Raw genomic sequence first — 24,731 nt, forward strand, 5'->3', positions numbered from 1 at the left:
CGCTGGTCGCCGCGGGCGACACCGGGACCGCGGAGACCACTACCGCTCCCCGTCCGGGCGCCGAGGAGCATTCCGCGTCGGCTTGGCCAGAAACGAGGACCGGCCGAGGATGACGATTCCGGTCACCATCGCGATCAAGCCGGCCACCTCCGCCGCGAGCGCCTCCGGAGTGACCCGCAGACGCTCGGAGAAGATCGCCACGCCCAGCACGATCCCGGTGATCGGCTCAGCGGCCGTGGTGGCCGGCAACGAGATCCGGAGCGGGGCGGCGTCGAACGCGCTCTGGTTGAGCAGCAGCCCCACCACCGCGACGCAGGGCAGAAGGTACGGCTGCCAGGTACCGGCCAGGTTCAGCCCGTTGTCCAGCGTGAGCAGGGAGCTGCGTGTCAGCACGTCCTGCAGCCCGTACAGCACCCCGGCGGCTGCCGCCAGCAACATCGCCTTGACCTGCAAGGAGCGCCGCAGACCGACCAGGACCAGCACACCCGCCACCACGACCACCGACAGCACCGCCAGCCACCGCATGGAACCCGGTCCGGGCAGAGCCCCGCCATGGGGCCGGCCGCCGTACAGGAACAGCGCCACTCCTCCGCTCACCAGTACCGCGCCCAGCTGCAGCATGCGTCCGAACGGCTCCTGGTAGACGACATGGGCCGCGGTCAGCGCGAACAGCAGGTTCATCGCCAGTAGCGGCGTCACCTTCGCCACGTCCGCCTCCCGCAACGCGAGGGCGCCGAGGATCTGGCCGCAGAGCATCAGCCCTATCCCTGCCAGCCACAACGGCGTGCGGATGAGGTCCAGCAACAGGCGCAGGCGCAGCATGTCCTCCAGGGGCCGGTGGTACGCCGCATGCTGCTGTGCGACGAAGCCGAGGCCGAGAAGGCACGCCGCACCCAGCGAGATCACGATGATCACAAGGGTGACCTGTTTCGATGTCCGGTCCGACAGAAGGGCACCGGGCGGTGCCAGTGCCCCCTACGTGAGTGGTCCGGCCCGGCAGGCTGGTGCTGAGCGGGCCCTCGAACAAGCCTTTCCCTGAACTCCGGCACCGTATCCGACCTGCCGGAGTTCGGGGAAAGGCTTGAACTCCGGTCACCGGAGCCGGCCACAGCCCCGGCCGGAACATGCCCGAGATGGCCTACGCCGAGTTCGACCAACCGGTCTTCCGTTTGTGTCTGATCTTCAGCGAAGGCCCTCGGGGTCGACATCCAGAAGATCAGGCGCGGTGCAGGACCACGTAGCCTTCGCGGTCGTAGACGACCTGGTAGCCCTGGCTCCTCAGTTCGTCGACGTGCTGGCGTTGGCGGTCGACTGAGACCCAGGGGTAGGCGACGCGGGCGGTGTCGGCGACGATCCAGGGGGCGTTGGGGGGTCTGTCCTCCCACAGCAGGACGGTGGTGCGGGCGGACAGGCGGGGGCCCACGTGGTTGACGGCCGCGACGACCACGCCGGAGGGTACGGCCGCGACCGCCTGCTCGGCCGCGACCACATCGGGCTGTTTCTCGTAGAAGGCGGGCCTGATGAGCTGGTCGAGGGGGAATCTCGGGACGAGGGTGAGCGCGACGGCGCAGACGGCGGCCGCCCAGAGCAGCGACGCGCCGCGCTCGCTCAGGCCGGGTTCGCGCTCTCGTGCCCAGCGGATCACCCGGGCGGCTCCGTCGACTCCCGCGCAGAACAGGACGGCCACCGTGATGGCGCTGTGGTGGAAGTCGGTCACCCACCACTGCGCTCGGTCCGAGAGCATGCGCTCCAGCAACTGGGGGAGGGCGAACAGTGTCAGCGGGGAGAACAGGCAGGCCAGCAGGGTCGGCCACAGCAGGAAGGCCAGCGTGTCGAGCTTGACCTGCGGGCTGAAGAGGCTGCCGAGGACGCCCAGCGGGTCGCTGAGGACGTGCACGGCCACCGCGGACATGTCGCCACCTAGGTGGCCGTACGCCCAGTACATGGTGGAGTCACCGCCCACGGACGGGATGAGGACGGCGAGGACGAGACCGGTGTACGTCAGGCCGGCCCCCATGTACATGCCCCCGTACACGACCCCGTGCAAGGTCCCGTGCCGGCGTCGCATCTGGAGCAGGACGTACCCGCCGAACCCGACGAGCATCAGCCCCATGTCCTCCTTGACCAGCAGCAGGGCCGCCGCTGCCAGCGCGGTGTGGCCGTGTCTGCCGGCGCTGAAGCGTTCGATCATGACGGCGGTGAGCAGCGGGGCGAACGCGGCCTCGTGGAAGTCGAAGTTCACCGCCCTCGCGATCGGCCAGGACACCGCGTAGGCGACGGCGACCAGGTAGGCGGGGCCGGTGCCGAGCGTCCGCCGGGTGAACAGCCACAGCGGCGGTATGGCCAGCGCGAACAGCGCCGCCTGGGCCACGATCAGCGTCTCGGGGCCGTCATGCAGCCAGTACAGCGGGGCCAGCACCGCCAGGATCGGTGAGAAGTGCTCGCCCAGCTGCACGAAGTCCATGCCCAGACCGAGGTTGACGCCGCGTACCGGACTGGTCGGGGCGCCGAAGGAGGCGAAACCCCGCACCGCCTGGTCGAACAGCGTCAGGTCCATGCTGGTCGCCCGGAACAGGTCGTACCTGACCAGCCCCAGCAGGCAGTAGACCCCGGTGGCCGAGACGACCAGGGCGGTCAGGGCGACCGCGTGCCGCCTCCGTGCCATCAGCCGGAGCACCGCGGGGACCGCCGACCGGAGGCTCACCCGCTCGGTCGTGTATGGCTGCAAGCCCACCTGTCTCGTCTCCAGCGCGCCGGATACCAAAGTGATCAAAACTAGCATCACGGACATTAGCTGGACACTGCCATATTTTGCTTTCGCAAAATGCCCCGTCTGCCCCAATTGCTCTCCCGGCTCACCGGCGACGGAGGCCAGGGAGGTGACTCCAGGGCCTGAAGCCCCGCGTACGGCGCTCCTGCCCCGTGCTGGAACAACCGGCGCGGCACCGCCCGGTCGATCCGCGGGAGGCGGGGATCAACTGCGCGGCGGAGCGTCGATCAGTCCCACGGAGGACGACGCGAGATGAAGGCGTTGCCTAATCTCCCGGTTAGTCCCAGCCGCGCCCCTGGGCTCGACAGCGGGCACTCGTCCGCCTCAGCAAGATCAAAGGGGCCCGCAAGACCGATCTGGACTCTCGGGTCGTCTGCCGCCCCGCAGAGGAGAATCCGTGCGCTTAAAAAGATCGCTCCTGGCCGTGCTGGCCTCGGCAGTGGCCCTGACCTGGCTTCCCGCCCAACCCGCGCTCGCCACCCCCATCCAGGGGCAGACCCCCTGGTCGGTACTGCTGTGCAAGTTCGCCGACCATTCCGAGGAGCCCAAGGATCCGCAGTACTTCAAGGACCTGTTCACCACCGAGGGCCTGGGCAAGGGCGGCCTCGCCGACTTCATCGCCGAGCAGTCACGCGGCCGGGCCTCGATGGCCGGCTCGGTCGTGAAGGGCTGGTTCCCGATGTCGGTCACCGCCGAACAGTGGAAGGCACAGAGCCCGGAGGCGAGGGTCAAGAGCTGCACGAACACGGCGAACCCCGTACCGGCCAACCACCGCCTGGCCGTGATGGTCAACGCCCCCGTCGGACTCGACGCCAAGGTCCCGCTGAACGAGACCACCGCGCCGGTCGTGCTGGACCCGCCGCTGTGGGACCTCGCCACGGTCACCGCACACGTACTGAACCGATCGGGCCTGTCCTATCCCAGGTCGACGTTCTGGCGTGACCCGTCGTGGCCCATCTGGGGCCCCCCGGAACAGTACGACGACCAGTGGGACGCGTTGAGCAACCCGAACATCCACGCCGCCCCCTCGCAGCGGTTCGGCCGCGGCACGGTCGGGCTCAGCGGCCCGCACCTGGACGAACTCGGCTGGCTGCCCGGCGACCGGGTCGTCACCCTGGCCAAGGACGGGGTGACCACCCGGACCGTCAAGCTCGCCCCCCTGGAGCGGCCCGACCTGCCGGGAACGCTGCTGGTCCGCATCCCCCGCGCCTCGGACCCGTCGCAGTATTACACGGTGGAGTTCCGCAAGAAGACCGGGCAGAGTGCCGGCATCCCCAACGACACCGTGCTCATCCACAGTTACTACGCCGGCAGGCCCATGCTGGCCAAGAAGTTGAGCGACAAGGAGCCGATGCAGGCGATCGACTACGGCGTGACCGTGACCGTCGACTCGGTCGGCTCGGACTCCGCGACCGTCACCGTCAGCACCGACGTCACCACCAAGTGCCTGGACGGCTATGACCACCGCGGAGCCGTGGCCGGTGACAAGGTGTGCGTGACGCCCGCCGCCCGCGAGCAGGCGCGGGTCGACAACGAGGACGCGCCCAGATGGGTGGACTACGAGACAGGAGGCTGCCTGTACACCCGGCGCTGGCGGCTGATCACGCCCGACGACCACGTCTGCATCACCCCCGAGACCGAGCAGCAGATCATCGCCGACAACCAGGCCGCCCCCTCCCGGACCAACCCCGCCCGCAACGTATGGGGACCGAACGCCTGCACCGACGACTACGTCTGGCGCCAGGCCGACGCGAGCGACTACGTCTGCGTGACCATGGAAACCCGCCTGCAGACCATCGAGGACAACACCGCCGCGGCGAGCAGGTGGACCAACGGCCCCTACGGCCCGCATACCTGTGTGTCCGGCTACGTCTGGCGCGAGGCCTTCATCGGCGACCAGGTCTGCGTCACCGGCGACCGCCGCGAACAGGCCCGCCAGGACAACAGCCTGGCCCACACCCGCGTCCGCTGGCCGAGCGGAGGAACCAGCGGAAACTGACCGGGCATCCGGCACGGAGCATGAAGACGACCTTCCCGAGGAGCTCGCCCACTCACACGACCGCGAGCTCCTCGGGCGCCCCGAGTCACCGGCGCCCTCGCGACCTACCTCGCCCCGAAGGACTCCGTTGCCCAATTCGTTTTCGATCTCCGCGACCTGCGTGCCCGGCACCGGATAACGACGCCAGACGTCGACCGGCGGCCACCAGGCATTCAAGGTCACCTCACAGGTCAGGGGCGCTCGTTTCGAGGAGGCGGCCCTCGGACAGGCGTAGCCAGCGGGTCACGCCGATCTCGGCGAGGAACCGCTCGTCGTGGCTGACCACCACGAAGGCGCCCTCGTACGAGCGCAGGGCGCCCTCCAGCTGGGCGACGCTGACCAGGTCGAGGTTGTTGGTCGGCTCGTCCAGCAGTAGCAGCCGGGGCGCCGGTTCGGCGTACAGGACGCAGGCCAGGGTGGCGCGCAGCCGCTCGCCGCCGGACAGCACCCCGACCGGGAGATGAACGCGGGAGCCCCGGAACAGGAAGCGGGCGAGCAGGTTCATCCGCTCCGCCTCCGGCAGCCCGGGGGCGAACGCGGCCAGGTTCTCCGCCACGCTGCGGTCCAGGTCCAGCAGGTCCAGCCGCTGGGACAGGTAGGCGACCCGGCCGTCGGCCCGCTTGGTCCCACCCCCCTCCGACTCCAGCTCACCGTTGATCACCCGCAGCAGGGTGGACTTTCCGGCGCCGTTGGGGCCGGTCAGCGCGATCCGCTCGGGCCCCCGGATCGTCAGGTCGACCCCCTGCCCGGCGAAGAGGGCCCGCTCACCGTGGCGGACCCGCATCCGCTCGCCGAGGAAGACCGTACGGCCGGCCGGGACGTTGGTCCCGGGCAGCTCCAGCGAGATCCGCTGCTCGTCACGCAGGGCCCGGCCCGCCTCGTCGAGCCTGGCCCTGGCCCCGCTGACCCGCGCGGCGTGCGTCTCGTCCGCCTTCCCCGCCGACTCCTGGGCGTTCCGCTTCATCCTGCCGGAGACGATCTTCGGCAGACCGGCGTCCTTGAGGGTGCGGGCGGCGTTGCCGGCCCGGCGCGCGGCCCGCTCCCGGGCCTGCTGCATCTCCCGCTTCTCCCGCCTGACCTCCTGCTCCGCGGTGCGGACGTTCTTCTCGGCGACCTCCCGCGCGGCGCGCACGGCCTCCTCGTAGGAGGTGAAGTTCCCGCCGTAGGAGCGGATCTCGCCCCGGTCGAGCTCGGCGATGCGGTCCATCCGGTCGAGCAGCGCCCGGTCGTGGCTGACCAGCAGCAGGCAGCCGTTCCAGTCGGCGAGCACGTCGTAGAGCCGTCTGCGCGCGTCGAGGTCGAGGTTGTTGGTCGGCTCGTCCAGCAGCAACACGTCGGGCCGTTTCAGCAGCTGTGCCGCCAGGCCGAGGGAGACGACCTGGCCGCCGCTGAGGGTGCGCAGGTGCCGGGTGAGGGAGACGTCCCCGAGGCCGAGCCGGTCCAGCTGGGCGCGGGTGCGCTCCTCGATGTCCCAGTCGTCGCCGACCGTGGTGAAGTGCTCCTCGTTCGCGTCCCCGGACTCGATGGCGTCCAGTGCGCTGATCACCGGGGCGATCCCCAGGACCTCGGCCACGGTCAGGTCGCCGACCAGGGGCAGTGTCTGGGGCAGGTAGCCCGGCACCCCCCGTACCGTGACCGAGCCGGCGGTCGGGCGAAGGTCACCGGCGATCAGCCTGAGCAGCGTGCTCTTGCCGGCGCCGTTGGGCGCGACCAGGCCGGTGTGTCCGGCGGGGACGGTGAAGGAGAGGTCCTCGAACACCGGGGTGTCGTCGGGCCAGGAAAAGGACAGGTTGGAAACCACGATCAGGGCGTCGGACATCGAATCGCTTCCGCGTTCGGCCGGCACGGTGAGGCCCGTCCGGCGAAATGGTCAGGACACGAAGGCATCACCGATCGGCGGTCCCGCGATGCGCGCGTCACCGATGGCGATGGGAACCGGTATCACCCGGAGATGTCTTCTTCGCCTGCCATGTCATGTTCCGTTCCGCCGTTACTGACCGACTACCTTATCAGCGAAGGGTCCTTCTCTCATCGTCAACAAATCAGGGGCCCGACGAACCGACGGCACTCCCCGGTCGCGTCGGGAGCGGCTTCTTCCGGGAACCCGAGAGGATGGGGACCATGAGCATCACACTCGCTGACGCACGCATCGTGACCCCCGAAGGTGTCCACGGGGGCTGGCTCACCATCGAAGACGGCCGCATCACCCACGTGGGCCAGGGCTCCGCGCCGGGCCCCGGGCTCACCCTCGGCGGACGGTACGTCGTGCCCGGCTTCGTGGACATCCACAACCACGGCGGGGCGGGCGGCTCCTTTCCCAGCGGCGATCCCGAGGAGGCGAGCCGGGCCATCGAGTTGCACGCCCGGCACGGCACCACCACGCTGATGGCCAGCCTGGTCACCGCCTCGCTGGACGACCTGGCCAGGGCCGCCGCCTCCCTCGCCGACCTGTGCGAGGACGGTCTGCTGGCCGGAATCCACCTTGAGGGCCCCTACATCTCCGCGTCCCGGTGCGGCGCGCACAACCCGGCACTGCTCCGCGAACCCTCGCCCCAGGAACTGTCCGAGCTGCTCAAGGCCGGGCGCGGCCAGGTGCGGATGGTCACCATCGCCGCCGAACTGCCCGGCGCGCTGGACACCATCCGGGAGGCGACGGCGAGCGGTGTGATCGCCGCCCTCGGCCACAGCGACGCCACCTACACCCAGACGATCGCCGGGATAGATGCGGGCGGCAGCGTCGCGACCCACCTCTACAACGCGATGCCGCCGCTGCACCACCGTGACCCGGGGCCGATCGCCGCGCTGCTCCAGGACGAGCGCGTCACGGTCGAACTGATCAACGACGGCGTGCACCTGCACCCGGCCATGACCCGCCTGGCCTTCGAGGTCGCCGGTCCCGGCAGGACCGCGCTGATCACCGACGCGATGGCGGCGGCGGGCATGGGCGACGGCGTCTACGGGCTCGGCCCGATGACGGTGGACGTGGTGGACGGGGTGGCCCGGCTGGCCGAGGGCGGCTCCATCGCCGGCAGCACCCTGACCATGGACGTCGCGTTCCGGCGGGCCGTGCGCGAGGTGGGCCTGTCGCTGGCCGAGGCGTCCGAGATCGCCTCCCTGACCCCCGCCAGGGTGCTTGGCCTGGCCGACCGCCTGGGGTCCGTCTCGGTCGGCAAGCAGGCCGACCTGGTGGTGCTCACCGAGGAACTGGAGGTCTCCGGCGTGATGCGCAGGGGCTCCTGGATCACTGAACCCCGCTGAATCCCCCACCGCCGGGTGCGGTCCCCGGCTTCGGCCGCGGGAAGGAGATCATCTCGGCGACCGGTGACACCTGAGAGACGGCGAACGCCCGGCCCACCGGACCGGGCGTTCGCGCGAGAGCTCAGCCGGCCTGCGGGGCGACGACCACCTCGACCCGCTGGAACTCCTTGAGGTCGGAGTATCCGGCGGTGGCCATCGTGCGCCTGAGCGCGCCCATCAGGTTCATCGAACCGTCGGCCACCGATGAGGGGCCGTGCAGGATCTGCTCCAGCGTGCCGATCGTGCCGAACTCGACCCGCTTGCCCCTGGGCAGCTCTGGGTGCTGCGCCTCCGACCCCCAGTGGAAGCCCTGGCCGGGGGCCTCGGCGGCCCTCGCCAGCGGCGAGCCGACCATGACCGCGTCCGCACCCACCGCGATCGCCTTGGCGATGTCGCCGGAGGTGCCCATGCCGCCGTCGGCGATGACGTGGACGTAACGGCCGCCGGACTCGTCCATGTAGTCGCGGCGGGCGGCGGCCACGTCGGAGATCGCGGTGGCCATCGGCACCGCCACGCCCAGCACCGTGCGGGTGGTGTGCGAGGCACCGCCGCCGAAGCCGACGAGCACCCCGGCCGCGCCGGTCCGCATCAGGTGCAGCGCCGCGGTGTAGGTGGCGCACCCCCCGACGACCACCGGGACGTCGAGCTCGTAGATGAACTGCTTGAGGTTGAGCGGCTCGGCCCTGCCGGAGACGTGCTCGGCGGAGACCGTGGTGCCGCGGATCACGAAGATGTCCACGCCCGCGTCGATGACCGCCTTGTGGTACTGGACCGTGCGCTGCGGGGAGAGCCGGACCGCCGTGGCCACCCCGGCCGCGCGGATCTCCTCGATGCGGCGGCCGATCAGCTCTTCCTTGATCGGCGCGTTGTAGATCTCCTGCAGCCGCCTGGTGGCGGGCTCGCCCTTGAGCTCGGCCACCTCCTGCAGCAGCGGCATCGGGTCCTCGTACCGAGTCCACAGCCCTTCGAGGTCGAGCACGGCGAGACCGCCGAGCCTGCCGACCTCGATGGCGGTCCTCGGCGAGACCACGCTGTCCATCGGGCTCACCACGACGGGCAGCTCGAAGCGGTAGGCGTCGATCTGCCAGGCGATCGAGACCTCCTCCGGGTCGCGGGTACGACGGGACGGAACGATGCCGATATCGTCGAGCGCGTAGGCACGACGGCCGTTCTTGCCGCGGCCGATCTCCACCTGAGTCATATGTCTGTCTTTTCCGTTCCGTGGCGCGCATGGCGCACGCCACGCTTTCACGCGTGCGCGGTGCGCGCCGCTCTAGCGACCGTGGTAGTTGGGGGCCTCGACCGTCATCTGGATGTCGTGCGGGTGGCTCTCCTTGAGGCCCGCCGACGTGATCGGCATCAGCTCGCACCGTACGTGCATCTCGGGGATCGTGCGGCATCCGGAGTACCACATGCCCTGGCGCAGGCCGCCGACGAGCTGGTGGGCCACCGCGGCGACCGGGCCTCGGTAGGGGACCTGCCCCTCGATGCCCTCGGGGATGAACTTGTCCTCGGTGCCGACGTCGGCCTGGGCGTAGCGGTCCTTGCTGAACGAGGCACCGCCGCGCTCACGGTTGCGGACCGCACCGAGCGAGCCCATCCCCCGGTACGACTTGAACTGCTTGCCGTTAATGAAGATCAATTCGCCCGGGGACTCCTCGCAGCCCGCCAGGAGCGATCCGAGCATGACCGAGTCGGCCCCGGCCGCGATGGCCTTGACGATGTCGCCCGAATACTGCAGGCCACCGTCGCCGATCACCGGAACCCCCGCGGGGCCGGCGGCCAGGGACGCCTCGTGGATGGCCGTCACCTGCGGGGCGCCGACGCCGGCGACCACCCGGGTGGTGCAGATGGAGCCGGGCCCGACACCGACCTTGACCGCGTCGACCCCGGCGTCGACCAGCATCTGGGCACCCCCGCGGGTGGCGATGTTGCCGCCGATCACGTCGACCTTGCTGTTGGCCTTGATCTTGGCGATCATGTCGGCGAGGCCCTTGGAGTGGCCGTGCGCGACGTCCACCACGATCACGTCGACCCCGGCCTCGATCAGCGCGCTCGCCCGCTTGTCCGCGTCACCGCCGACGCCGACGGCCGCCCCCACGACGAGCCGGCCGTTGGCGTCCTTGGTCGAGAGCGGGTACTTCTCGCTCTTGGTGAAGTCCTTGACGGTGATGAGCCCGCGCAGCCGCCCGCCGGCGTCGACCAGCGGGAGTTTCTCGATCTTGTTCTTCCTGAGCAGGTCGAACGCGTCGTCGGTGGAGACCCCGACCGGCGCGGTGACCAGCGGCATCGGGGTCATGACCTCGCGCACCGGACGGCTGTGGTCGCTCTCGAAGCGCATGTCGCGGTTGGTGACGATACCGACGAGCACGCCGCTCGCGTCGGTCACCGGCACGCCGGAGATCCGGTAGGTGGCGCAGAGGCGCTCGACGTCGGCGAGCGTCTCGTCGGGGGAGCAGGTGATCGGGTTGGTGACCATCCCGGCCTCGGAGCGCTTGACGAGGTCGGCCTGCTGGGCCTGGTCCTCGATCGACAGGTTGCGGTGCAGGATCCCGATGCCGCCCTGGCGCGCCATCGCCACCGCCATGCGGGCCTCGGTCACCGTGTCCATCGCCGCGGAGATCAGCGGGATCCGCAGGGTGATGCCCCGCGACAGCCGCGTGGTGGTCTCGGCCTCCCCGGGTTGCAGGTCCGAATACGCGGGCACCAGCAACACGTCGTCAAACGTGAGCCCCCGATCGGTGAACTTGGCCATCTGCAACCCTCCTGCCGCGGCGCTCTCATGAAGGGGAAAGGCGCCGACCCCCGGGTCACAGTTTAGAGTCTGGCGCCAAACCTGGTGGACCCGGGGGAAAAAGCCGGAGGCCCGGATCTCCCACAGAAGTCGCATACTGGAAGTAGCCGGGTTTCCAGTACGGGTCGGAGATCTTCAGGTCCCCGCTTCCAGGACCTCCCGGTCACCGTGGTCGCCTGTCCGTACCGCCCCGGACCGTCATACTCGTGCCGGTTCGGGGGCTGTCTGTCACATCCAGGCCATAAGGTGGGATCGTGCTCGACGATGTCCCTCGCGACCCGTTCGCGGATGACCCCGACGACCCGGCGGCGGCGCTGGGCGATCCCGACGATCCCGAGCCGCTGACCACTGACGAACGCGACGAGGCCATGACCGACCTCGCCGACGTGGAGGTTTTCCGCTCACTGCTGGAGCCCCAGGGCGTGCTCGGTCTGGTGCTCGACTGCCCCGAATGTGGGGAACAGCACTATTTCGACTGGGAACTGCTGCGCGGCAACCTGCGCCAGATGATCGAAAACGGCCAGCCCCAGGTGCACGAGCCCGCCTACCAGCCCAACCCCACCGACTACGTGAGCTGGGAGTACGCCCGGGGCTACGTGGACGGCGTGATCGACACCGAAGAACACCACTGACCCACGTCGCCGGTCACCCTGGCCCGCCCACCATGAGCCGTGAACACGCCCGGGATCAGCCGGACGGCGTGATCGACACCGAGGAACACCGCTGATCCACGTCGTCGATCAAGGCGGCCAGCAGGGTGACCGCGGCGTCCGACGTGGAGACGGGCATCCTGCGCGAGAGCGCCTCCACGAGGGTGTCGGTCTCAGCCACGGCCGGGTCCTCGTCCGGCCCATATCTTCGAGCCGGACGTCGCGGGTGAACCGTTGTCATGATCGTTCTCGCTCCGGGTCGTCGCGAGCCCCGTCCCGCGGTTCGGGCTTTCGCTCGCGGCCCCTGCTCGACAGCTCGGCGGTCAAGCTATCGACTCCAGCTCCGCCATCGCTCGTAGCCGGGCCAGCGCCCTGTGCTGGGCGACCCGGACCGCACCTGGTGACATACCGAGTACATTACCGGTCTCCTCGGCGGAAAGGCCCGACACCACTCGGAGCATGAGGAGCTCGCGCTGGTTGTCCGGCAGCCTGGACAGCAGCCGGCGTGCGTGTTCGGCCTCGATGTAGCGCACCACGGTCTCCTCCGGCCCCGGCCCCTCGTCGGGCCCGTCAGGAAGGTCCTGGGTGGGCACGGCGGACCGTACGGAGCTGCGCAGCGCGTCGGCCACCTTGTGCGACGCGATGCCGAAGACGAAGGACGCGAACGGGCGCCCCATGTCACGGTAACGGGGCAGCGCGGACAGCACCGCGATACATACTTCCTGGGCCACGTCGTCCGCGATGTGATACTGACCGGAAACCCGGCCCAGACGACCACGGCAATAACGGACGACCATCGGCCGCAGTTGCGCGATCAGAGATTCGATCGCGGTGCGATCCCCCTGAACGGCGAGGCTTGTCAGATCCTTGAGATCGTCCCTATGGACGCCCCCTTCGGACCTCGTCGCAAGCCTCACCCCATTTTTGGCGTCGGCGACGCATCCCTCGGTCACGTTAGGCATGATGCCCGCCCTGATAGTGCCTGTCGTCATAGCAAACGGCTACGGATTGGTCACATTGAGGCGGAGATAACGGCGCGTAATCACACAGTGACTGCAGCGACTGCGGTATGTGCAAATATTTCATTCGATTGCCAAATACATCGACTATTCGGATGAACCGCGTTTGCGCTTACCGGTGACGCGCCATGACGCGCTGCGGGCACATTTGGTTTACCGCAAAACGCGAACGGCTCGCGCCTCCGGGGAGACGCGAGCCGTTCGGAACCGGTGAGATCAGTGACCGTGGCCGTGGCCGTGGCCCTGACCGGCGGCCGGAGCCTCCTCCTCGGGCTTGTCCACCACGAGCGCCTCGGTCGTCAGCAGCATGCCGGCGATGGAGGCCGCGTTCTGGACGGCCGAGCGGGTGACCTTGACCGGGTCGATGACACCCTGGGCGATCAGGTCGCCGTACTCGCCGGTGGCGGCGTTGAAGCCGTGGCCGACGGGCAGGTCGGAGACCTTGAAGGTCACCACGTAGCCTTCGAGGCCGGCGTTCTCCGCGATCCAGCGGGCCGGCTCGACGAGCGCCTTGCGGACGATGGCGACACCGGTCGCCTCGTCGCCGGTCAGGCCCAGGTCGTCGAGGACCTTGGAGACGTGCACGAGCGCGGAGCCACCGCCGGAGACGATGCCCTCCTCGATCGCCGCACGGGTCGCCGAGATGGCGTCCTCCAGGCGGTGCTTCTTCTCCTTCAGCTCCACCTCGGTGGCCGCGCCGACCTTCAGCACGCAGACGCCGCCGGAGAGCTTGGCGAGACGCTCCTGGAGCTTCTCGCGGTCCCAGTCGGAGTCGGACTGCTCGATGGCGAGCTTGATCTCCTTGACCCGGTCGGCGATCGCCGAGGCCTCACCGGCACCGTCGACGACGGTGGTGGAGTCCTTGGTGATGACGACGCGCCGGGCGGTGCCCAGCACCTCCAGGCCGACGTGCTCCAGCTTGAGGCCGATCTCCTCGCTGACCACCTGGCCACCGGTGAGGATGGCGATGTCCTGCAGCATGGCCTTGCGGCGGTCACCGAAGCCCGGCGCCTTGACGGCGACGGAGGTGAAGGTGCCACGGATCTTGTTCGTGACGAGAACCGCGAGGGCCTCGCCCTCGACGTCCTCGGCGATGACCAGCAGGGCCTTCTTCGTCTGCGCGATCTTCTCAAGCAGCGGCAGGAAGTCCGCGACAGAGGAGATCTTGTTCTGGGTGATCAGGATGTAGGGGTCCTCCAGGACCGCCTCCATGCGCTCCTGGTCGGTCACCATGTAGGGCGACAGGTAGCCCTTGTCGAACTGGAGGCCCTCGGTGAACTCGAGCTCCAGGCCCATGCTGTTGGACTCTTCGACGGTGATGACACCGTCCTTGCCCACCTTGTCGAACGCCTCGGCGATCAGCTCGCCGATCTTGGCGTCCTGCGCGGAGATCGTCGCCACATTCGCGATCTCCTTCTTGTCCTCGACCGGGCGCGCCGACTCGATCAGCCTGTCGCTGACGGTCCTGGCCGCGATGTCGATGCCGCGCTTGAGGGAGAGCGGCTGGGCTCCGGCGGCCACGTTGCGCAAGCCCTCGCGGACCATGGCCTGGGCCAGGACGGTCGCGGTGGTGGTGCCGTCACCGGCGACGTCGTTGGTCTTGGTCGCCACTTCCTTGGCCAGCTGCGCGCCAAGGTTCTCGTACGGCGCCTCCAGCTCGACCTCGCGGGCGATGGTGACACCGTCGTTGGTGATGGTCGGCGCACCGAACTTCTTGTCGATGACGACATTGCGGCCACGCGGGCCCAGCGTCACCTTGACCGCGTCCGCGAGAGCGTTCACGCCGCGCTCGAGAGCTCGGCGTGCGTCCTCCTCGAACGACAGGATCTTCGGCATGACAGTCCTCTCTATAAGTACGTCGGCGCATCAAAGCCCCGGGCGCTCTCGCGACCCGGGGCTCGATACGTCATCTTTGTGAAGCGAGAACTACTTCTCGATGATGGCGAGCACGTCACGGGCGGAGAGCACGAGGTACTCCTCGCCGTTGTACTTCACCTCGGTGCCGCCGTACTTGCTGTAGAGGACCACGTCGCCCTCCTTGACGTCGAGCGGAATCCGCTTCTCGCCCTCGTCATCCCAGTTGCCCGGACCCACCGCGAGGACTTTGCCCTCCTGCGGCTTCTCCTTGGCGGTGTCCGGGATGACCAGACCGGAAGCGGTGGTCTGCTCGGCCTCAAGCGGCTGGACCACAATGCGGTCGCCAAGCGGCTTAACGGGAACCTTGGTGGCGGTCGTCACGTCGGACCTCCCCTTCAGATTTGAATGATCTAGAAGAGGCGACCAGCGGTCTGCCGTCGCGGGTGTCAGACCTGCCTCGTCGCATGTATTTGGCACTCTCACTAGGAGAGTGCCAATACGGAACAGTATGCAAGGAGGGCTTGACAGTCAACACGGAGCGCCCGTCTGCGCTTCGGGCGAACGTCAAACCAGGTGGAAGCCCTTCGCGAAGCCCCACGGTGGAGGCGGTAGCGTCGGGTGGTGTGAATCTCGACGCATTCCGCGAACTCCTGACCCCGCGCGGCCAGGAGGCGCTGGGCGCGGCGGCCGAGGCCATCGGCGACGACCCGGTGGCGGCGGTGACAAGGTTAAGAAAGATCTACGACGCGGACCTGACCTCGGCGGCGCTCACCCAGGCCGAACTCCGGCTGCGCGCGAGGGAGAAGTTCGGCGCCGACGCCGATCTCATGTACTTCACCCGGCCCGGCCTGGAGCAGGCCACCCGCCGCGAGGTGGCCGACCATCGGGCGCGGCGCGTCCCCGCGGGTTCCCGGGTCGCCGACGTCTGCTGCGGTATCGGCGGAGATCTCCTCGCCCTGGCCAGGGCCGGATGCGTCGTCGAGGCGGTCGACGCCGATCCGCTCACCGCCGCGATCGCGGCGGCCAACGCCGACGCCCTGGGCTTCGGCGACCGGGTCTCGGTCCGCGCCGCCGACGCCGCCGCCCTGGACCCGGCCGCCTTCGACGTCCTGTTCGCCGATCCCGCGCGCCGTACGGCGCGAGGCAGGACCTTCGACCCGATGGCCTACTCGCCCGCCTGGCCCGCCGTACTGGAGATGGTGGCCAGGGCCGGGGCCGCCTGCCTGAAGGTCGCCCCCGGGATCCCGTACGAGTTCGTCCCCGCCGGCGCGGAGGCCGAATGGGTCTCCTACCGGGGCGACGTCAAGGAGGCCGTGATCTGGTGCGGCACGCTGGCGGGTGAGACGGCGCGCAGGGCCACGATCCTGCCGTCGGGCGTCACGATGACGCCCGACCCCACCCTCGGCGACCCCGGCACCGGCCCGGCGGGCCGCTACATCTACGAGCCTGACGGCGCGGCGATCCGCGCCCACCTGGTCGCCGAGATCGCCGCGTCGGTCGGCGGGCGCCTGCTCGACCCGCAGATCGCCTACATCACCGGCGACGTCGCGACGCCGACGCCGTGGGCGTCGCGGTACGAGGTCCACGAGACGCTGCCCTTCTCGCTCAAGCGGTTGCGGGCGGCGCTCCGCGAGCGCGGGGCCGGCAATGTGACGATCAAGAAACGTGGCTCCGCGGTGGACGTCGACCGTCTCAGGAAAGATCTCCGGCTGCCCGGGGGTGAATCCGCGACGGTCATTCTCACCCGAATAGGGGACAGGCCATTTGCTTTCATATGCAGCCCCAGCTGACCAGCCAAAATGGTTGATTATTCCAGCAAGCCGACAATTCCTGTCTTTTAACCTCGCCCCCGGAAAACCTTGATCCAGAGGCTAAGGTTGCCGGGCGGGAGTTCTCTCTCGCCTCCGATTTCATCCCGTTCATCGGCAGAACCGACCTAATCCAACCGCGCGGCTGAGCGTCGGCGAGCGAAGGAGCTCTCGGTGGATCACTCTGACCACACCCTGCTCCAGGCGGGCAGCCAGACCGCCATCTCCGACCGGATGCGTGAGCTCCTCGCCCGGGCGGCCCAGGACCACGTCTACGAGCAGCGGACCCAGGGCGCCGTGCTCGACGAGATCCGGCAGCGCCTGGAGGGCATGGAGTGGCTGCTGCGCGAGGTCAGGGAGCGCGAGATCGGCGGGCTGAACGGCACGCTTGAGTCCGTCAACGGGCGCCTGGACGACATCGCCGCCCGCCCGCCCTCCTGGGCCGAGGGCCTGGCCCAGCACGTCGAGGCGGTCCGCGACCACGTCGACGCCGTCGGCGAGCGGGTCGAATCCTTCGGCAGGCGGGTCGACGCCGTCCGCGACCGGGTCACCCCCCTCGGCGAGTTGCCGAGCCTGTGGACCGATCTCGGCACCGTGGGCGAGAGCGTGGACGAGGCGCTCACCCGCCTCCGGGCGATCTCCGACGGCACCCAGGGCATCGACGAGCAGGTGCGGCAGCTGGCCGAGCACCTCGGCCGGCTCCAGGCCGACATGGGCATCGCGGCGCACCGGTTCGGCCGCCTGGACAGGGCGCTGGCCGACCTCTCCCAGCGTGCCGGGCGCATCGAGGCGGGGATGCTCAACCTGTCCGCGAGCGTCCAGCAGGCGGTCGGCACGGCCGCCGACCGGGTGCTCGCCGCCGTCGAGCAGGTCAACGGCAGGGTCGAACGGGTGGGGGCCGGGGTCGATCTGGTGGTGCCCAGGATCGACGAGCGTGCCGCCGCCATGGAGAGCCGCGTCGACCGGCTGACCGGCCATCGCATGGCGGCGGGCGGCCGTTTCGACACCCTCGACGAGCGCCTCGACGACATCGAGGGCCGCCTCACCGGCCGGATGGACGTCATCGACTCCCGCCTGTCCACCCTGGACGGCCGCGCGGAGAAGTCCGGCGAGCGCCTGGAGAGCCTGGACGAGCGCCTTGAGGCGCTGCCCTCCGTCCTCGGCGTCGGTATCGGCGTCAGCGCGCTCATCGGCGCCCAGACCGACGAGCAGCGCGAGCGCTTCGACTCCCTGGACGAGCGTGTCATCCGGGCCGAGGCCGCGCTGACACCGCTGGCCGAGATGCTCCGCGCCCAGCCCGACCGCGACCAGCTCTCCGATGCCCTGAGCGAGACCGTGGAGCCCGCGCACGCGGCTCTCACCCGCCGGCTGGGCGCCCTGGAGGAGACCATGCTGGCCCTGGCCGAGGCACTGCTCCGCCCCACCAGGGACTGACCAAAGCGCCCCCTTACCGCCAGGGGCCCACGCGCCCCGACCGGTCCGGATCCGCTCCTTGCCGATCCGGTACGGGGGCCGTCAGCCGGTCCGAGCGGCGTCGAGGGCCTGTTCCCCGGCCGGGTCTCGCACACCCGCCTCGCGGCACAGGTTGCCCCTGACCACGTCGAGCAGGGAGGTCAGCTCCTTCGCCTGCTCCTCCGTCAGCCCCCGGGTCATCCGGCGGTGCATCTCGGTGAGGACCCGGTCCACCTCGGGGCGGAGCGCGTGCCCCCTGGGGGTGATCTCGACGATGCTGATCCGCCGGTTGACCGAATCGGGCCTGCGGCTGACGAAGCCGCTGCGCTCCAGGCGCTGCAGGGTCTTGGTCATGGTGGACACGTCGACGCCGACGATCCTCGCCAGCGCGTTCTGCGACTGGGGACCGTTGTCCCACAGGGCGCCCAGCACGCGCTCCTGGCCCGGGTAGAGGTCGATCTCCCCGAGGAGGCTGGCGAGCAGGACCCGGTGCCCCCGGGCGGTGTAGGCCATCAGGCAGTTGAGGTCGGCGTCGTACTCACCGCATCCCTTGGTCGCTTCGCACCTCTCGTCGAACAGCGGCTCCGCCATGTTCAGGTCCTTCCGTCCCCCCGAGCCTACCGCTTGCATATTGGCCGACCAAGTTGTAGAACTGCTTATTGGCTAGCCAAGTTGGCCAGCCAAGAAGGGAATCGCCATGCCGTTCTCACCGTTCACGCTTGCCGGCCTCCAGCTGCCCAACCGCCTGGTCATGGCACCCATGACCCGCTCGCGGTCCTACGTCGACGGGATCCCCTCGTCGCTGACCGCCCTCTACTACGCCCAACGGGCCTCCGCGGGCCTGATCATCACCGAGGGGGTGCAACCCAGCCAGGCCGGAAAGGGGTACATGGACACCCCGGGACTGCACACCGACGAGCAGGTGGCGGGATGGCGGGAGGTCACCGACGCCGTCCACGCGGCGGGCGGCAGGATCTTCGCCCAGATCATGCACTCCGGCCGGATCGGCCACCCCGACAACACCGGCGCGCTGCCCGTCGGGCCGTCCGTCGTACGACCTGCGGGACAGATCTTCACACCCAGCGGCCTGCAGGACTACCCCACACCTCGGGAGCTGACGACCGCCGAGGCGGAGACGACCATCCAGGACTTCGCGGACGCCGCCGCCCGCGCCGTGGACGCGGGCTTCGACGGGGTCGAGCTGCACGGCGCCAACGGCTATCTCATCCACCAGTTCCTGTCGCAGAACGCCAACCTGCGCGAGGACCACTTCGGCGGATCGGTGGACAACAGGATCCGTTTCGGCGTGGAGGCCGCGCGGGCGGCCGCCGACCGGATCGGCTCATCCCGGGTCGGCATCCGGCTCTCGCCCGGCAACGGAGCGGGTGACCTGGTCGAGGAGGACCGGCACGAGGTCTACCCGGCGCTGGTCTCCGAGCTCGCCGAACTCGACCTGGCCTATCTGCACCTGGTGGCGAGCGGTTCGGACGACCTCAGCGGAGAGATCCGCAAGTCCTGGCCCAACACCCTCATCGTCAACGACCCGTCGATAGGCGACCCGGCCACGAGGATCTCGCACTCCCTGGAGCGCGGCGCCGACCTGGTCTCGCTGGGCGCGTCGTTCCTGGCCAATCCCGACCTGCCGCTCCGCCTCCGCCTCGGCGCCGAGCTCAACCAGGCCGACTTCGGCTCGGCCTTCGGCGGCGACCACCGCGGTTACACCGACTACCCGGTGCTGGCTCTGCACTCCGCGTAGGAGCCTCGAAGGGCCCCTACGGCCGCCGCCCAGCGGGGGCGCGGCGGCCCCCCGCCCCGCGACGGCTGTGAGCCCGTCACACGTGGACCGTGGTGACGGGCAGCGAGGAATCGGCGGGGATGTCCAGCGGCGACGGCTCGACACCTGCCGCCACCAGATCGGAGCCCAGCGCCGCCACCATGGCACCGTTGTCCGTGCACAGCCCGGGACTGGGCACCCGGAGCCGGACCCCGGCCGCCTCGCAGCGCTCCTGGGCCATCGCCCTCAGCCGGGAGTTGGCCGCCACCCCGCCACCGATCAGCAGGTCACCGACGCCGTACTCGGCACACGCCCGCAGGGCCTTGCGGGTCAGCACGTCGACGACGGCCTCCTGGAAGGACGCCGCCACGTCGGGCACGTGGATCGACTCGCCCGCCTTCTCCCTGGCCTCCACCCACCGGGCCACGGCGGTCTTCAGGCCGGAGAAGGAGAAGTCGAGCGTCCCGTCGTCGTACTTGCCGCGCGGGAACGCGATGGCCGCGCCGGAGCCGTCGCGGGCCACCCTGTCGATGTGCGGCCCGCCGGGGAAGGGCAGGCCGAGCACCCTGGCCACCTTGTCGAACGCCTCGCCGGCGGCGTCGTCCACGGTGGACCCCAGCGAGATGACGTCCCTCGCGACATCGGGCACCAACAGCAGGGACGAGTGCCCGCCGGAGACCAGCATGGCGATACACGGCTTGGGCAGGGGACCGTGCTCCAGCTGGTCCACCGCGACATGGGCCGCCAGGTGGTTGACGCCGTACAGCGGCACGCCCAGACCCAGCGAGTACGCCTTGGCGGCGGCGACGCCGACGAGCAGCGCGCCGGACAGGCCCGGACCGGCGGTGACCGCGATCGCGTCGATGTCCGCGAGGCGCAGGCCCGCCCGTTCCAGTGCCCGCTCGACGGTCGGGGTCATCGCCTCCAGGTGCGCCCTGGAGGCGACCTCGGGCACCACCCCGCCGAAACGGGCGTGCTGCTCGACGCTGGAGGCGATGGCGTTGGCCAGCATGGTGTGCCCCCGGACGATTCCCACCCCCGTCTCGTCGCAGGAGGTCTCGATGCCCAGGACCACCGGTTCGTCACGCATGGAGATCCTTTCTCATCATGATCGCGTCGGTGCCGTCCTCGTAGTAGCGGAGGCGCATGCCGATCCGCTCGAACCCGAACCTGTCATAGACCGCCTGCGCGCCCGGGTTGTCGGCGCGCACCTCAAGGAAGACCGAGACCGCGCCCCTGCGCTCGGCCTCGGTCAGCAGCTCGGTCAGCAGGGCGCCGCCGATGCCGCTCCGGCGCCACTCGGCCAGGACCGCGATGGTCTGCACGTCGGCCTGGTCCCCCGCCGCGGCGAGGCCCGCGTAGCCGACGATCGCCTCCTCGGCCAGGGCCACCACGTAGTGCCTGGTCCTCGGCTGGTCGTCGAGTTCACCGCGGAGCATGCCCTCGCTCCAGGCGTCGGCGGGAAAGGTCCTGCGCTCGATCTCCATGACCGCGGGCAGGTCGTCGAAGGTCATCTGACGGAGCACCGTCGTCATGCGGAGACCTTCTTCGGCGCCGAGGGCACCCGGGCGTCGGGACGGCGCAGGTAGATCGGATGGGGCAGGCCGAGCACGGGGTGGGTGCCGCTCTCGACGACCGCGTCGACGTCCGGCTCACCGAGCTGCTCGGCGGCCAGCGCCGCCAGCGCGCCCGCGTGGGGATACTCCGGCGCGTCCAGCAGCCGGGAGGCCCCGACGACCTCGGCGTACATCCGCGCGCCCGCGCCGACCAGCGGGAGCTCCCCCGGCAGGTCCTGGGGCCGGTCCACCGCGGGGCCGGACAGCCGGGTGCGCATCTCCTGGTAGTGCCCCCAGAACACCTCCTTGCGCCGGGCGTCGGTGGCCACCAGGAACGGCTCGGTCAGCCCGCTGCCGTAGGCGAGCGCGTCAAGCGTGCACACGCCGTACGCCGGGACGCCCAGTGACGTCGCGAGGGCCTGGGCGGTCATCAGGCCGACCCGGAGCCCGGTGTAGGGGCCGGGGCCGGAGCCCGCGACGACCGCGGTGACGTCGCGGAGCGAGGCGCCGGCCTCACTCAGGACCGTCTCGATCGTGGGGACGAGCAGCTCGCCGTGGCGGCGCGCGTCGACCGTCGTCGACTCGGCGAGGACCCTCGCACCGTCGTGCAGCGCTGCGGTGACGGCGGGGGTTGCGGTGTCAAAGGCCAGGACCAGCACGAACAGTTAGCCTAGTCCTTCCGGGGAGGGCTCAGGAGCGCCGCCCCGGTACGGGCCTCGGGCAGGCGGGCTCAGGTCTTGACCAGGGTGGCGTAGACGATGAGGTTGTCGCGATACTCGTGGTTGTCCCAGTCGAAGGTCCCGCCGCAGGTGATGAGCCGCAGGCCGTCCTCAAGGTAGACCTTGTCGGCGGGGAACCGGCTCTTGCTGATCTGCTCGATCGTGTCCACCCGGTACTGGGCGACCTTGCCGTCGCTGCGCACCACCTTGATGACCTGTCCCTCCCGCATCTCCTTGAGCTTGTAGAAGACGGCTGGCGCGGTCTTGGTGTCCACGTGCCCGAGGATCACCGCGGAACCCTCGTCACCGGGGACCGCGCTGTCCTTGACCCAGCCCGCGGTGTCCGGCTTCTCGTACGGCGGCAGTTCGATCTGGCCGTCCTTCACGCCGAGCTTCATCAGGGGCGCCTTGATGCCCAGGGACGGGATGTCGATGCGGCTGGGCACGATCGAGGCCCGGGACGGCGGCTTCTCCTCGCCGCCGCCCCTGCTGTTGAGCGCGACCATGACGGCGCCGGTGACGACTCCGGCCAGGATGATCCTGGACCAGCGGGTGGAATCGGCCATCGGGGACTACGAACGGCGGCGACGCACGACCGCGATGCCGATGCCGCCCGCCAGGGCGAGAGCGAGCAGGACGCCCGTCGTACCGATCGGCCCGCCCGACTCGGTGGGGCCTCCCGCCGCGGTGCCGCCGCCGCCCGTGCCCGGCGCCTCGGTGCTGATGATCGTCCTGGTCGGCTTGGAGGTGGGCTTGGACGTCGGGTTGGAGCTCGGCTCGGTGTCGGCCACGATCCTGAGGTTGGTCTTGCCCGTGTCGTTGGTCCCCTCGCACCTGGCGTTGACCTCGTAGACACCGGCGGCCACGCCGTCGGCGACGGTGGCCTGACCGCGGACCCACGGGCGCGGCGTCGGGCTGGCGGTGTTCGCCGGGGCCGGCGTGGGTGTCGCGAGGATCGGGTCGAGGGTCACCGGGGTGCGGAAGATCCGGGACGACGCGGTGCCGCGGTGCTCGGGGCCGCCCTGCGGGATCGGGCAGTTCGCCAGGACCCACACCTTCTGCCCGGCCTTGGCGCGGGCCGGCTGGAGCTGGACCTCGATGTCCTGCCGGCTGATGCCGGAATCAGGCGGGGTAGGGGTGGGTGTACCTGTCGGGCTCCCCGAGTTGGCCTCCGCCGAACACCCGACCAGTCCGGCCATCCCGAAAAGGACGATGGCTCCCGCAACCGCGACACGCTTGACGCTTGGCACCGTCGAACTCCACTTCGCCCTCCGGCCGACGACCCTCGCCCGGCACGATGTCCCACCTGTTCCCCATTAAACATGGGCAAACCCGCCAGAGTCGATCAACGCGCCCGACGATCTAGACCAATGGGGCGGGGTACCAGCCTGTCAGGATTTCCCAGCCCCCGTGGGGAAATCAGATGACACCTTCCCAGCGGGGTCCGATCCCGCGGAGGGTCACGGTCCGTTCCTCACCCGGCTCGCCGGACGCTCCCCTGCCGATGAGGATCTCCAGCCGGTCCTCGGCGAGCCCTTCCACCAGGCCCTCGCCCCACTCCACGACGGTCACCGACTCCTCCAGCGAGGCGTCCAGATCCAGGTCGTCGACCTCCAGGTCCCCGCCGAGGCGGTAGGCGTCGACGTGGACCAGCGCCGGACCGCCGGAGAGCGAGGGGTGCACCCGGGCGATGACGAAGGTCGGCGAGGTGATCGGCCCGCGTACCTTGAGCCCCTCGGCGATGCCCTGCACCAGGGTCGTCTTGCCCGCGCCGAGCGGGCCCGACAGCACCGCCAGGTCCCCCGGCCGCAACAGCTCGGCCAGCCCCTGGCCCAGTTCCCGCATCTCCTCGGCGGTCGCCACGACTCTCATCGCTGCGTCACTCCCGTCACCACTCCCACCCGTGTCCGGGCTCATCGGTTCTCGTTGCCCGCGTCGGTGTCGGCGATCGCCCGCTTGAGCAGGTCGTGCAGCGCGTTGTTGACGAGCGCCGGTCGCTCCAGCTGGACCAGGTGCGAGCTCTCCGGGATCTCGGTGAACCGGGCGCTGGGCAGCGCCGCCGCCATCGCCTTGCTGTGCTCGACGGGGGTGAGCCAGTCCTTGTCGCCGACCATGATGGAGGTGGGCACCTCGTCCAGCACGCCCAGCGCACTCAGCTTGTCGTGCGACATCAGCGCCGGGTAGAACTCGGCGATCACCTCGAAAGGGGTGGAACGGATCATCGACTCGACGAAGTCGACGACCGTGGGACTGACATTCTGGGAATCGCCGAAGCCCAGATGGCGCAGGGCCAGGAAGGCCACGTCATTGCCGACCTGGCGGCTCTTGTCGACCAGCGCGCCACCGCGCCTCAGGATCGACACCGTGCCCGGCGTGACCTTGTGCACCGCCTTCGACAGCAGCGCGGGCAGGCCGAGGGAGATCTCGCCGAGCTTGCCGGGGGAGGTGGAGATCAGCGCGACGCCCTTGATCTTGTCGCCGAACAGCTCCGGGTATCGGTCGGCGAGCGCCATGATCGTCATACCGCCCATGGAGTGGCCGACGAGCACGCACGGACCCGGTACCAGCGCCTCGATGATCTCGGCCAGGTCGTCGCCGAGCCGGTCGATCGAGCAGTCCTCCGTCGGGATGCGCGGCGATCGCCCGTGGGAGCGCTGGTCCCACAGGACCAGGCGGTAGGCGTCACCCAGATCGCGCCGCTGGTAGTGCCAGGAGTCGAGGTTGAGCGTGTAGCCGTGGCAGAACACCACGGTCAGCGGAGCGTCCTGGAGGCCGTCCACCTCGGCGTACAGCGGAACGCCGTCGGAGGTGGTGACCGTGGTGGGACGGCCCCGAAGCTCGCCGAGCGGCTCGCTCGCCTCCAGGTCGGGACGGAGTCTGATGCGGCCGACGGCGTAGCGCTTGGCGAGGGCCCCGGCGGCCACTCCCGCGGACGCGACACCGACGATCGCGCTCGCGATACCGACCTTGCGCCGTGTGGTAGTACTCATGCGACCC

23 protein-coding genes are annotated in these 24,731 nt (G+C 69.9%); 6 read left to right on the top strand and 17 right to left on the bottom strand.

What is annotated here, in order from left to right:
- Nucleotides 1-39 precede the first annotated feature (39 nt).
- The gene (locus tag IG98_RS0116885; protein ID WP_030912782.1) at nucleotides 40-915 is read right to left on the bottom strand and encodes a DMT family transporter; all 876 of its coding nucleotides are present in this window, start codon (nucleotides 913-915) and stop codon (nucleotides 40-42) included.
- Between the two features lie 301 nt (nucleotides 916-1,216).
- A complete protein-coding gene (locus tag IG98_RS0116890) occupies nucleotides 1,217-2,734 on the bottom strand; it encodes a DUF2079 domain-containing protein (protein ID WP_245651594.1) in 1,518 nt (505 codons plus the stop codon).
- A gap of 433 nt (nucleotides 2,735-3,167) precedes the next feature.
- Between IG98_RS0116890 and IG98_RS46955 the strand changes: the two genes are divergently transcribed.
- Nucleotides 3,168-4,769, top strand: coding sequence for an MDR/zinc-dependent alcohol dehydrogenase-like family protein (locus tag IG98_RS46955; protein WP_157594370.1), 1,602 nt, complete (start codon nucleotides 3,168-3,170; stop codon nucleotides 4,767-4,769).
- A 223-nt stretch (nucleotides 4,770-4,992) separates the two neighbouring features.
- Here the strand turns inward: IG98_RS46955 and abc-f are convergent, their stop codons facing one another.
- Complete coding sequence (gene abc-f, locus IG98_RS0116900) at nucleotides 4,993-6,627, bottom strand: ribosomal protection-like ABC-F family protein (protein ID WP_030912788.1); 1,635 nt, start codon at nucleotides 6,625-6,627, stop codon at nucleotides 4,993-4,995.
- Between the two features lie 302 nt (nucleotides 6,628-6,929).
- Between abc-f and nagA the strand changes: the two genes are divergently transcribed.
- Nucleotides 6,930-8,066 (top strand): N-acetylglucosamine-6-phosphate deacetylase, encoded by a 1,137-nt coding sequence (gene nagA / locus IG98_RS0116905; RefSeq protein WP_030912790.1) that lies wholly within the window; start codon nucleotides 6,930-6,932, stop codon nucleotides 8,064-8,066.
- 121 nt (nucleotides 8,067-8,187) lie between these two features.
- Here nagA and IG98_RS0116910 read toward each other — a convergent pair whose 3' ends face one another.
- Both IG98_RS0116910 and guaB read right to left on the bottom strand, forming a co-directional pair.
- Nucleotides 8,188-9,306 (bottom strand): GuaB3 family IMP dehydrogenase-related protein, encoded by a 1,119-nt coding sequence (locus IG98_RS0116910; protein ID WP_030912794.1) that lies wholly within the window; start codon nucleotides 9,304-9,306, stop codon nucleotides 8,188-8,190.
- Nucleotides 9,307-9,378: 72 nt separating this feature from the next.
- Complete coding sequence (gene guaB, locus IG98_RS0116915) at nucleotides 9,379-10,860, bottom strand: IMP dehydrogenase (protein ID WP_030912796.1); 1,482 nt, start codon at nucleotides 10,858-10,860, stop codon at nucleotides 9,379-9,381.
- Nucleotides 10,861-11,153: 293 nt separating this feature from the next.
- Here guaB and IG98_RS0116920 point away from each other — a divergent pair, with 293 nt between their 5' ends.
- Nucleotides 11,154-11,531, top strand: coding sequence for a DUF5319 family protein (locus tag IG98_RS0116920; protein WP_030912798.1), 378 nt, complete (start codon nucleotides 11,154-11,156; stop codon nucleotides 11,529-11,531).
- A gap of 55 nt (nucleotides 11,532-11,586) precedes the next feature.
- Here IG98_RS0116920 and IG98_RS50580 read toward each other — a convergent pair whose 3' ends face one another.
- From IG98_RS50580 to groES, 4 genes are all read right to left on the bottom strand, one after another.
- Complete coding sequence (locus tag IG98_RS50580) at nucleotides 11,587-11,730, bottom strand: hypothetical protein (protein WP_157594371.1); 144 nt, start codon at nucleotides 11,728-11,730, stop codon at nucleotides 11,587-11,589.
- 142 nt (nucleotides 11,731-11,872) lie between these two features.
- Nucleotides 11,873-12,511, bottom strand: a complete 639-nt coding sequence (locus tag IG98_RS0116930; RefSeq protein ID WP_030912801.1) for a sigma-70 family RNA polymerase sigma factor — start codon at nucleotides 12,509-12,511, stop codon at nucleotides 11,873-11,875.
- A 273-nt stretch (nucleotides 12,512-12,784) separates the two neighbouring features.
- Nucleotides 12,785-14,404 carry a chaperonin GroEL gene (groL, locus tag IG98_RS0116935; RefSeq protein WP_030912803.1) on the bottom strand — a complete coding sequence of 540 codons (1,620 nt, stop codon included), beginning with the start codon at nucleotides 14,402-14,404 and terminating at the stop codon, nucleotides 12,785-12,787.
- Nucleotides 14,405-14,494: 90 nt separating this feature from the next.
- Nucleotides 14,495-14,806 (bottom strand): co-chaperone GroES, encoded by a 312-nt coding sequence (gene groES, locus IG98_RS0116940; RefSeq protein ID WP_030912806.1) that lies wholly within the window; start codon nucleotides 14,804-14,806, stop codon nucleotides 14,495-14,497.
- 242 nt (nucleotides 14,807-15,048) lie between these two features.
- Here groES and IG98_RS0116945 point away from each other — a divergent pair, with 242 nt between their 5' ends.
- Both IG98_RS0116945 and IG98_RS0116950 read left to right on the top strand, forming a co-directional pair.
- Nucleotides 15,049-16,215 (top strand): class I SAM-dependent methyltransferase, encoded by a 1,167-nt coding sequence (locus IG98_RS0116945; RefSeq protein WP_030912808.1) that lies wholly within the window; start codon nucleotides 15,049-15,051, stop codon nucleotides 16,213-16,215.
- A gap of 192 nt (nucleotides 16,216-16,407) precedes the next feature.
- A complete protein-coding gene (locus tag IG98_RS0116950; protein WP_051752246.1) occupies nucleotides 16,408-17,667 on the top strand; it encodes a hypothetical protein in 1,260 nt (419 codons plus the stop codon).
- Between the two features lie 81 nt (nucleotides 17,668-17,748).
- On the opposite strand, the gene IG98_RS0116955 is transcribed toward IG98_RS0116950, so the two are convergent.
- The gene (locus IG98_RS0116955; RefSeq protein WP_051752248.1) at nucleotides 17,749-18,276 is read right to left on the bottom strand and encodes a MarR family winged helix-turn-helix transcriptional regulator; all 528 of its coding nucleotides are present in this window, start codon (nucleotides 18,274-18,276) and stop codon (nucleotides 17,749-17,751) included.
- 106 nt (nucleotides 18,277-18,382) lie between these two features.
- Between IG98_RS0116955 and IG98_RS0116960 the strand changes: the two genes are divergently transcribed.
- The gene (locus IG98_RS0116960; protein ID WP_030912814.1) at nucleotides 18,383-19,441 is read left to right on the top strand and encodes an alkene reductase; all 1,059 of its coding nucleotides are present in this window, start codon (nucleotides 18,383-18,385) and stop codon (nucleotides 19,439-19,441) included.
- Between the two features lie 76 nt (nucleotides 19,442-19,517).
- Here the strand turns inward: IG98_RS0116960 and tsaD are convergent, their stop codons facing one another.
- From tsaD to IG98_RS0116995, 7 genes are all read right to left on the bottom strand, one after another.
- On the bottom strand, nucleotides 19,518-20,549 hold the full coding sequence (gene tsaD, locus IG98_RS0116965) for a tRNA (adenosine(37)-N6)-threonylcarbamoyltransferase complex transferase subunit TsaD (RefSeq protein ID WP_030912816.1): 1,032 nt from the start codon (nucleotides 20,547-20,549) through the stop codon (nucleotides 19,518-19,520).
- Complete coding sequence (gene rimI, locus IG98_RS0116970) at nucleotides 20,542-20,994, bottom strand: ribosomal protein S18-alanine N-acetyltransferase (RefSeq protein WP_030912820.1); 453 nt, start codon at nucleotides 20,992-20,994, stop codon at nucleotides 20,542-20,544. Before rimI ends, tsaD begins: the two co-directional genes overlap by 8 nt.
- Complete coding sequence (gene tsaB / locus IG98_RS0116975; RefSeq protein WP_030912822.1) at nucleotides 20,991-21,674, bottom strand: tRNA (adenosine(37)-N6)-threonylcarbamoyltransferase complex dimerization subunit type 1 TsaB; 684 nt, start codon at nucleotides 21,672-21,674, stop codon at nucleotides 20,991-20,993. The genes rimI and tsaB overlap by 4 nt, the downstream gene beginning before the upstream one ends.
- A 71-nt stretch (nucleotides 21,675-21,745) precedes the next feature.
- The gene (locus tag IG98_RS0116980; protein WP_030912825.1) at nucleotides 21,746-22,300 is read right to left on the bottom strand and encodes a class F sortase; all 555 of its coding nucleotides are present in this window, start codon (nucleotides 22,298-22,300) and stop codon (nucleotides 21,746-21,748) included.
- A gap of 6 nt (nucleotides 22,301-22,306) precedes the next feature.
- Entirely contained in the window at nucleotides 22,307-22,984 is a 678-nt protein-coding gene (locus tag IG98_RS0116985; RefSeq protein ID WP_157594372.1) for a hypothetical protein, read from the bottom strand.
- 169 nt (nucleotides 22,985-23,153) lie between these two features.
- Nucleotides 23,154-23,606 carry a tRNA (adenosine(37)-N6)-threonylcarbamoyltransferase complex ATPase subunit type 1 TsaE gene (gene tsaE, locus IG98_RS0116990; RefSeq protein ID WP_030912828.1) on the bottom strand — a complete coding sequence of 151 codons (453 nt, stop codon included), beginning with the start codon at nucleotides 23,604-23,606 and terminating at the stop codon, nucleotides 23,154-23,156.
- A 41-nt stretch (nucleotides 23,607-23,647) separates the two neighbouring features.
- Nucleotides 23,648-24,724, bottom strand: coding sequence for an alpha/beta fold hydrolase (locus IG98_RS0116995; protein WP_037970554.1), 1,077 nt, complete (start codon nucleotides 24,722-24,724; stop codon nucleotides 23,648-23,650).
- Between the last annotated feature and the right edge of the window lie 7 nt (nucleotides 24,725-24,731).

Source organism: Streptosporangium amethystogenes (genome assembly GCF_000721075.1).
In the GTDB taxonomy this organism is placed as follows: Bacteria; Actinomycetota; Actinomycetes; order Streptosporangiales; family Streptosporangiaceae; genus Streptosporangium; species Streptosporangium amethystogenes.

Coding starts and splice junctions, on each gene's coding strand:
- abc-f (WP_030912788.1), bottom strand. CDS start 6,627: ATGTCCGACGCCCTGATCGTGGTTTCCAACCTGTCCTTTTCCTGGCCC.
- nagA (WP_030912790.1), top strand. CDS start 6,930: ATGAGCATCACACTCGCTGACGCACGCATCGTGACCCCCGAAGGTGTC.
- IG98_RS0116910 (WP_030912794.1), bottom strand. CDS start 9,306: ATGACTCAGGTGGAGATCGGCCGCGGCAAGAACGGCCGTCGTGCCTAC.
- guaB (WP_030912796.1), bottom strand. CDS start 10,860: ATGGCCAAGTTCACCGATCGGGGGCTCACGTTTGACGACGTGTTGCTG.
- IG98_RS0116930 (WP_030912801.1), bottom strand. CDS start 12,511: ATGCCTAACGTGACCGAGGGATGCGTCGCCGACGCCAAAAATGGGGTG.
- groL (WP_030912803.1), bottom strand. CDS start 14,404: ATGCCGAAGATCCTGTCGTTCGAGGAGGACGCACGCCGAGCTCTCGAG.
- IG98_RS0116955 (WP_051752248.1), bottom strand. CDS start 18,276: ATGGCGGAGCCGCTGTTCGACGAGAGGTGCGAAGCGACCAAGGGATGC.
- IG98_RS0116960 (WP_030912814.1), top strand. CDS start 18,383: ATGCCGTTCTCACCGTTCACGCTTGCCGGCCTCCAGCTGCCCAACCGC.
- tsaD (WP_030912816.1), bottom strand. CDS start 20,549: ATGCGTGACGAACCGGTGGTCCTGGGCATCGAGACCTCCTGCGACGAG.
- rimI (WP_030912820.1), bottom strand. CDS start 20,994: ATGACGACGGTGCTCCGTCAGATGACCTTCGACGACCTGCCCGCGGTC.
- IG98_RS0116980 (WP_030912825.1), bottom strand. CDS start 22,300: ATGGCCGATTCCACCCGCTGGTCCAGGATCATCCTGGCCGGAGTCGTC.
- tsaE (WP_030912828.1), bottom strand. CDS start 23,606: ATGAGAGTCGTGGCGACCGCCGAGGAGATGCGGGAACTGGGCCAGGGG.
- IG98_RS0116995 (WP_037970554.1), bottom strand. CDS start 24,724: ATGAGTACTACCACACGGCGCAAGGTCGGTATCGCGAGCGCGATCGTC.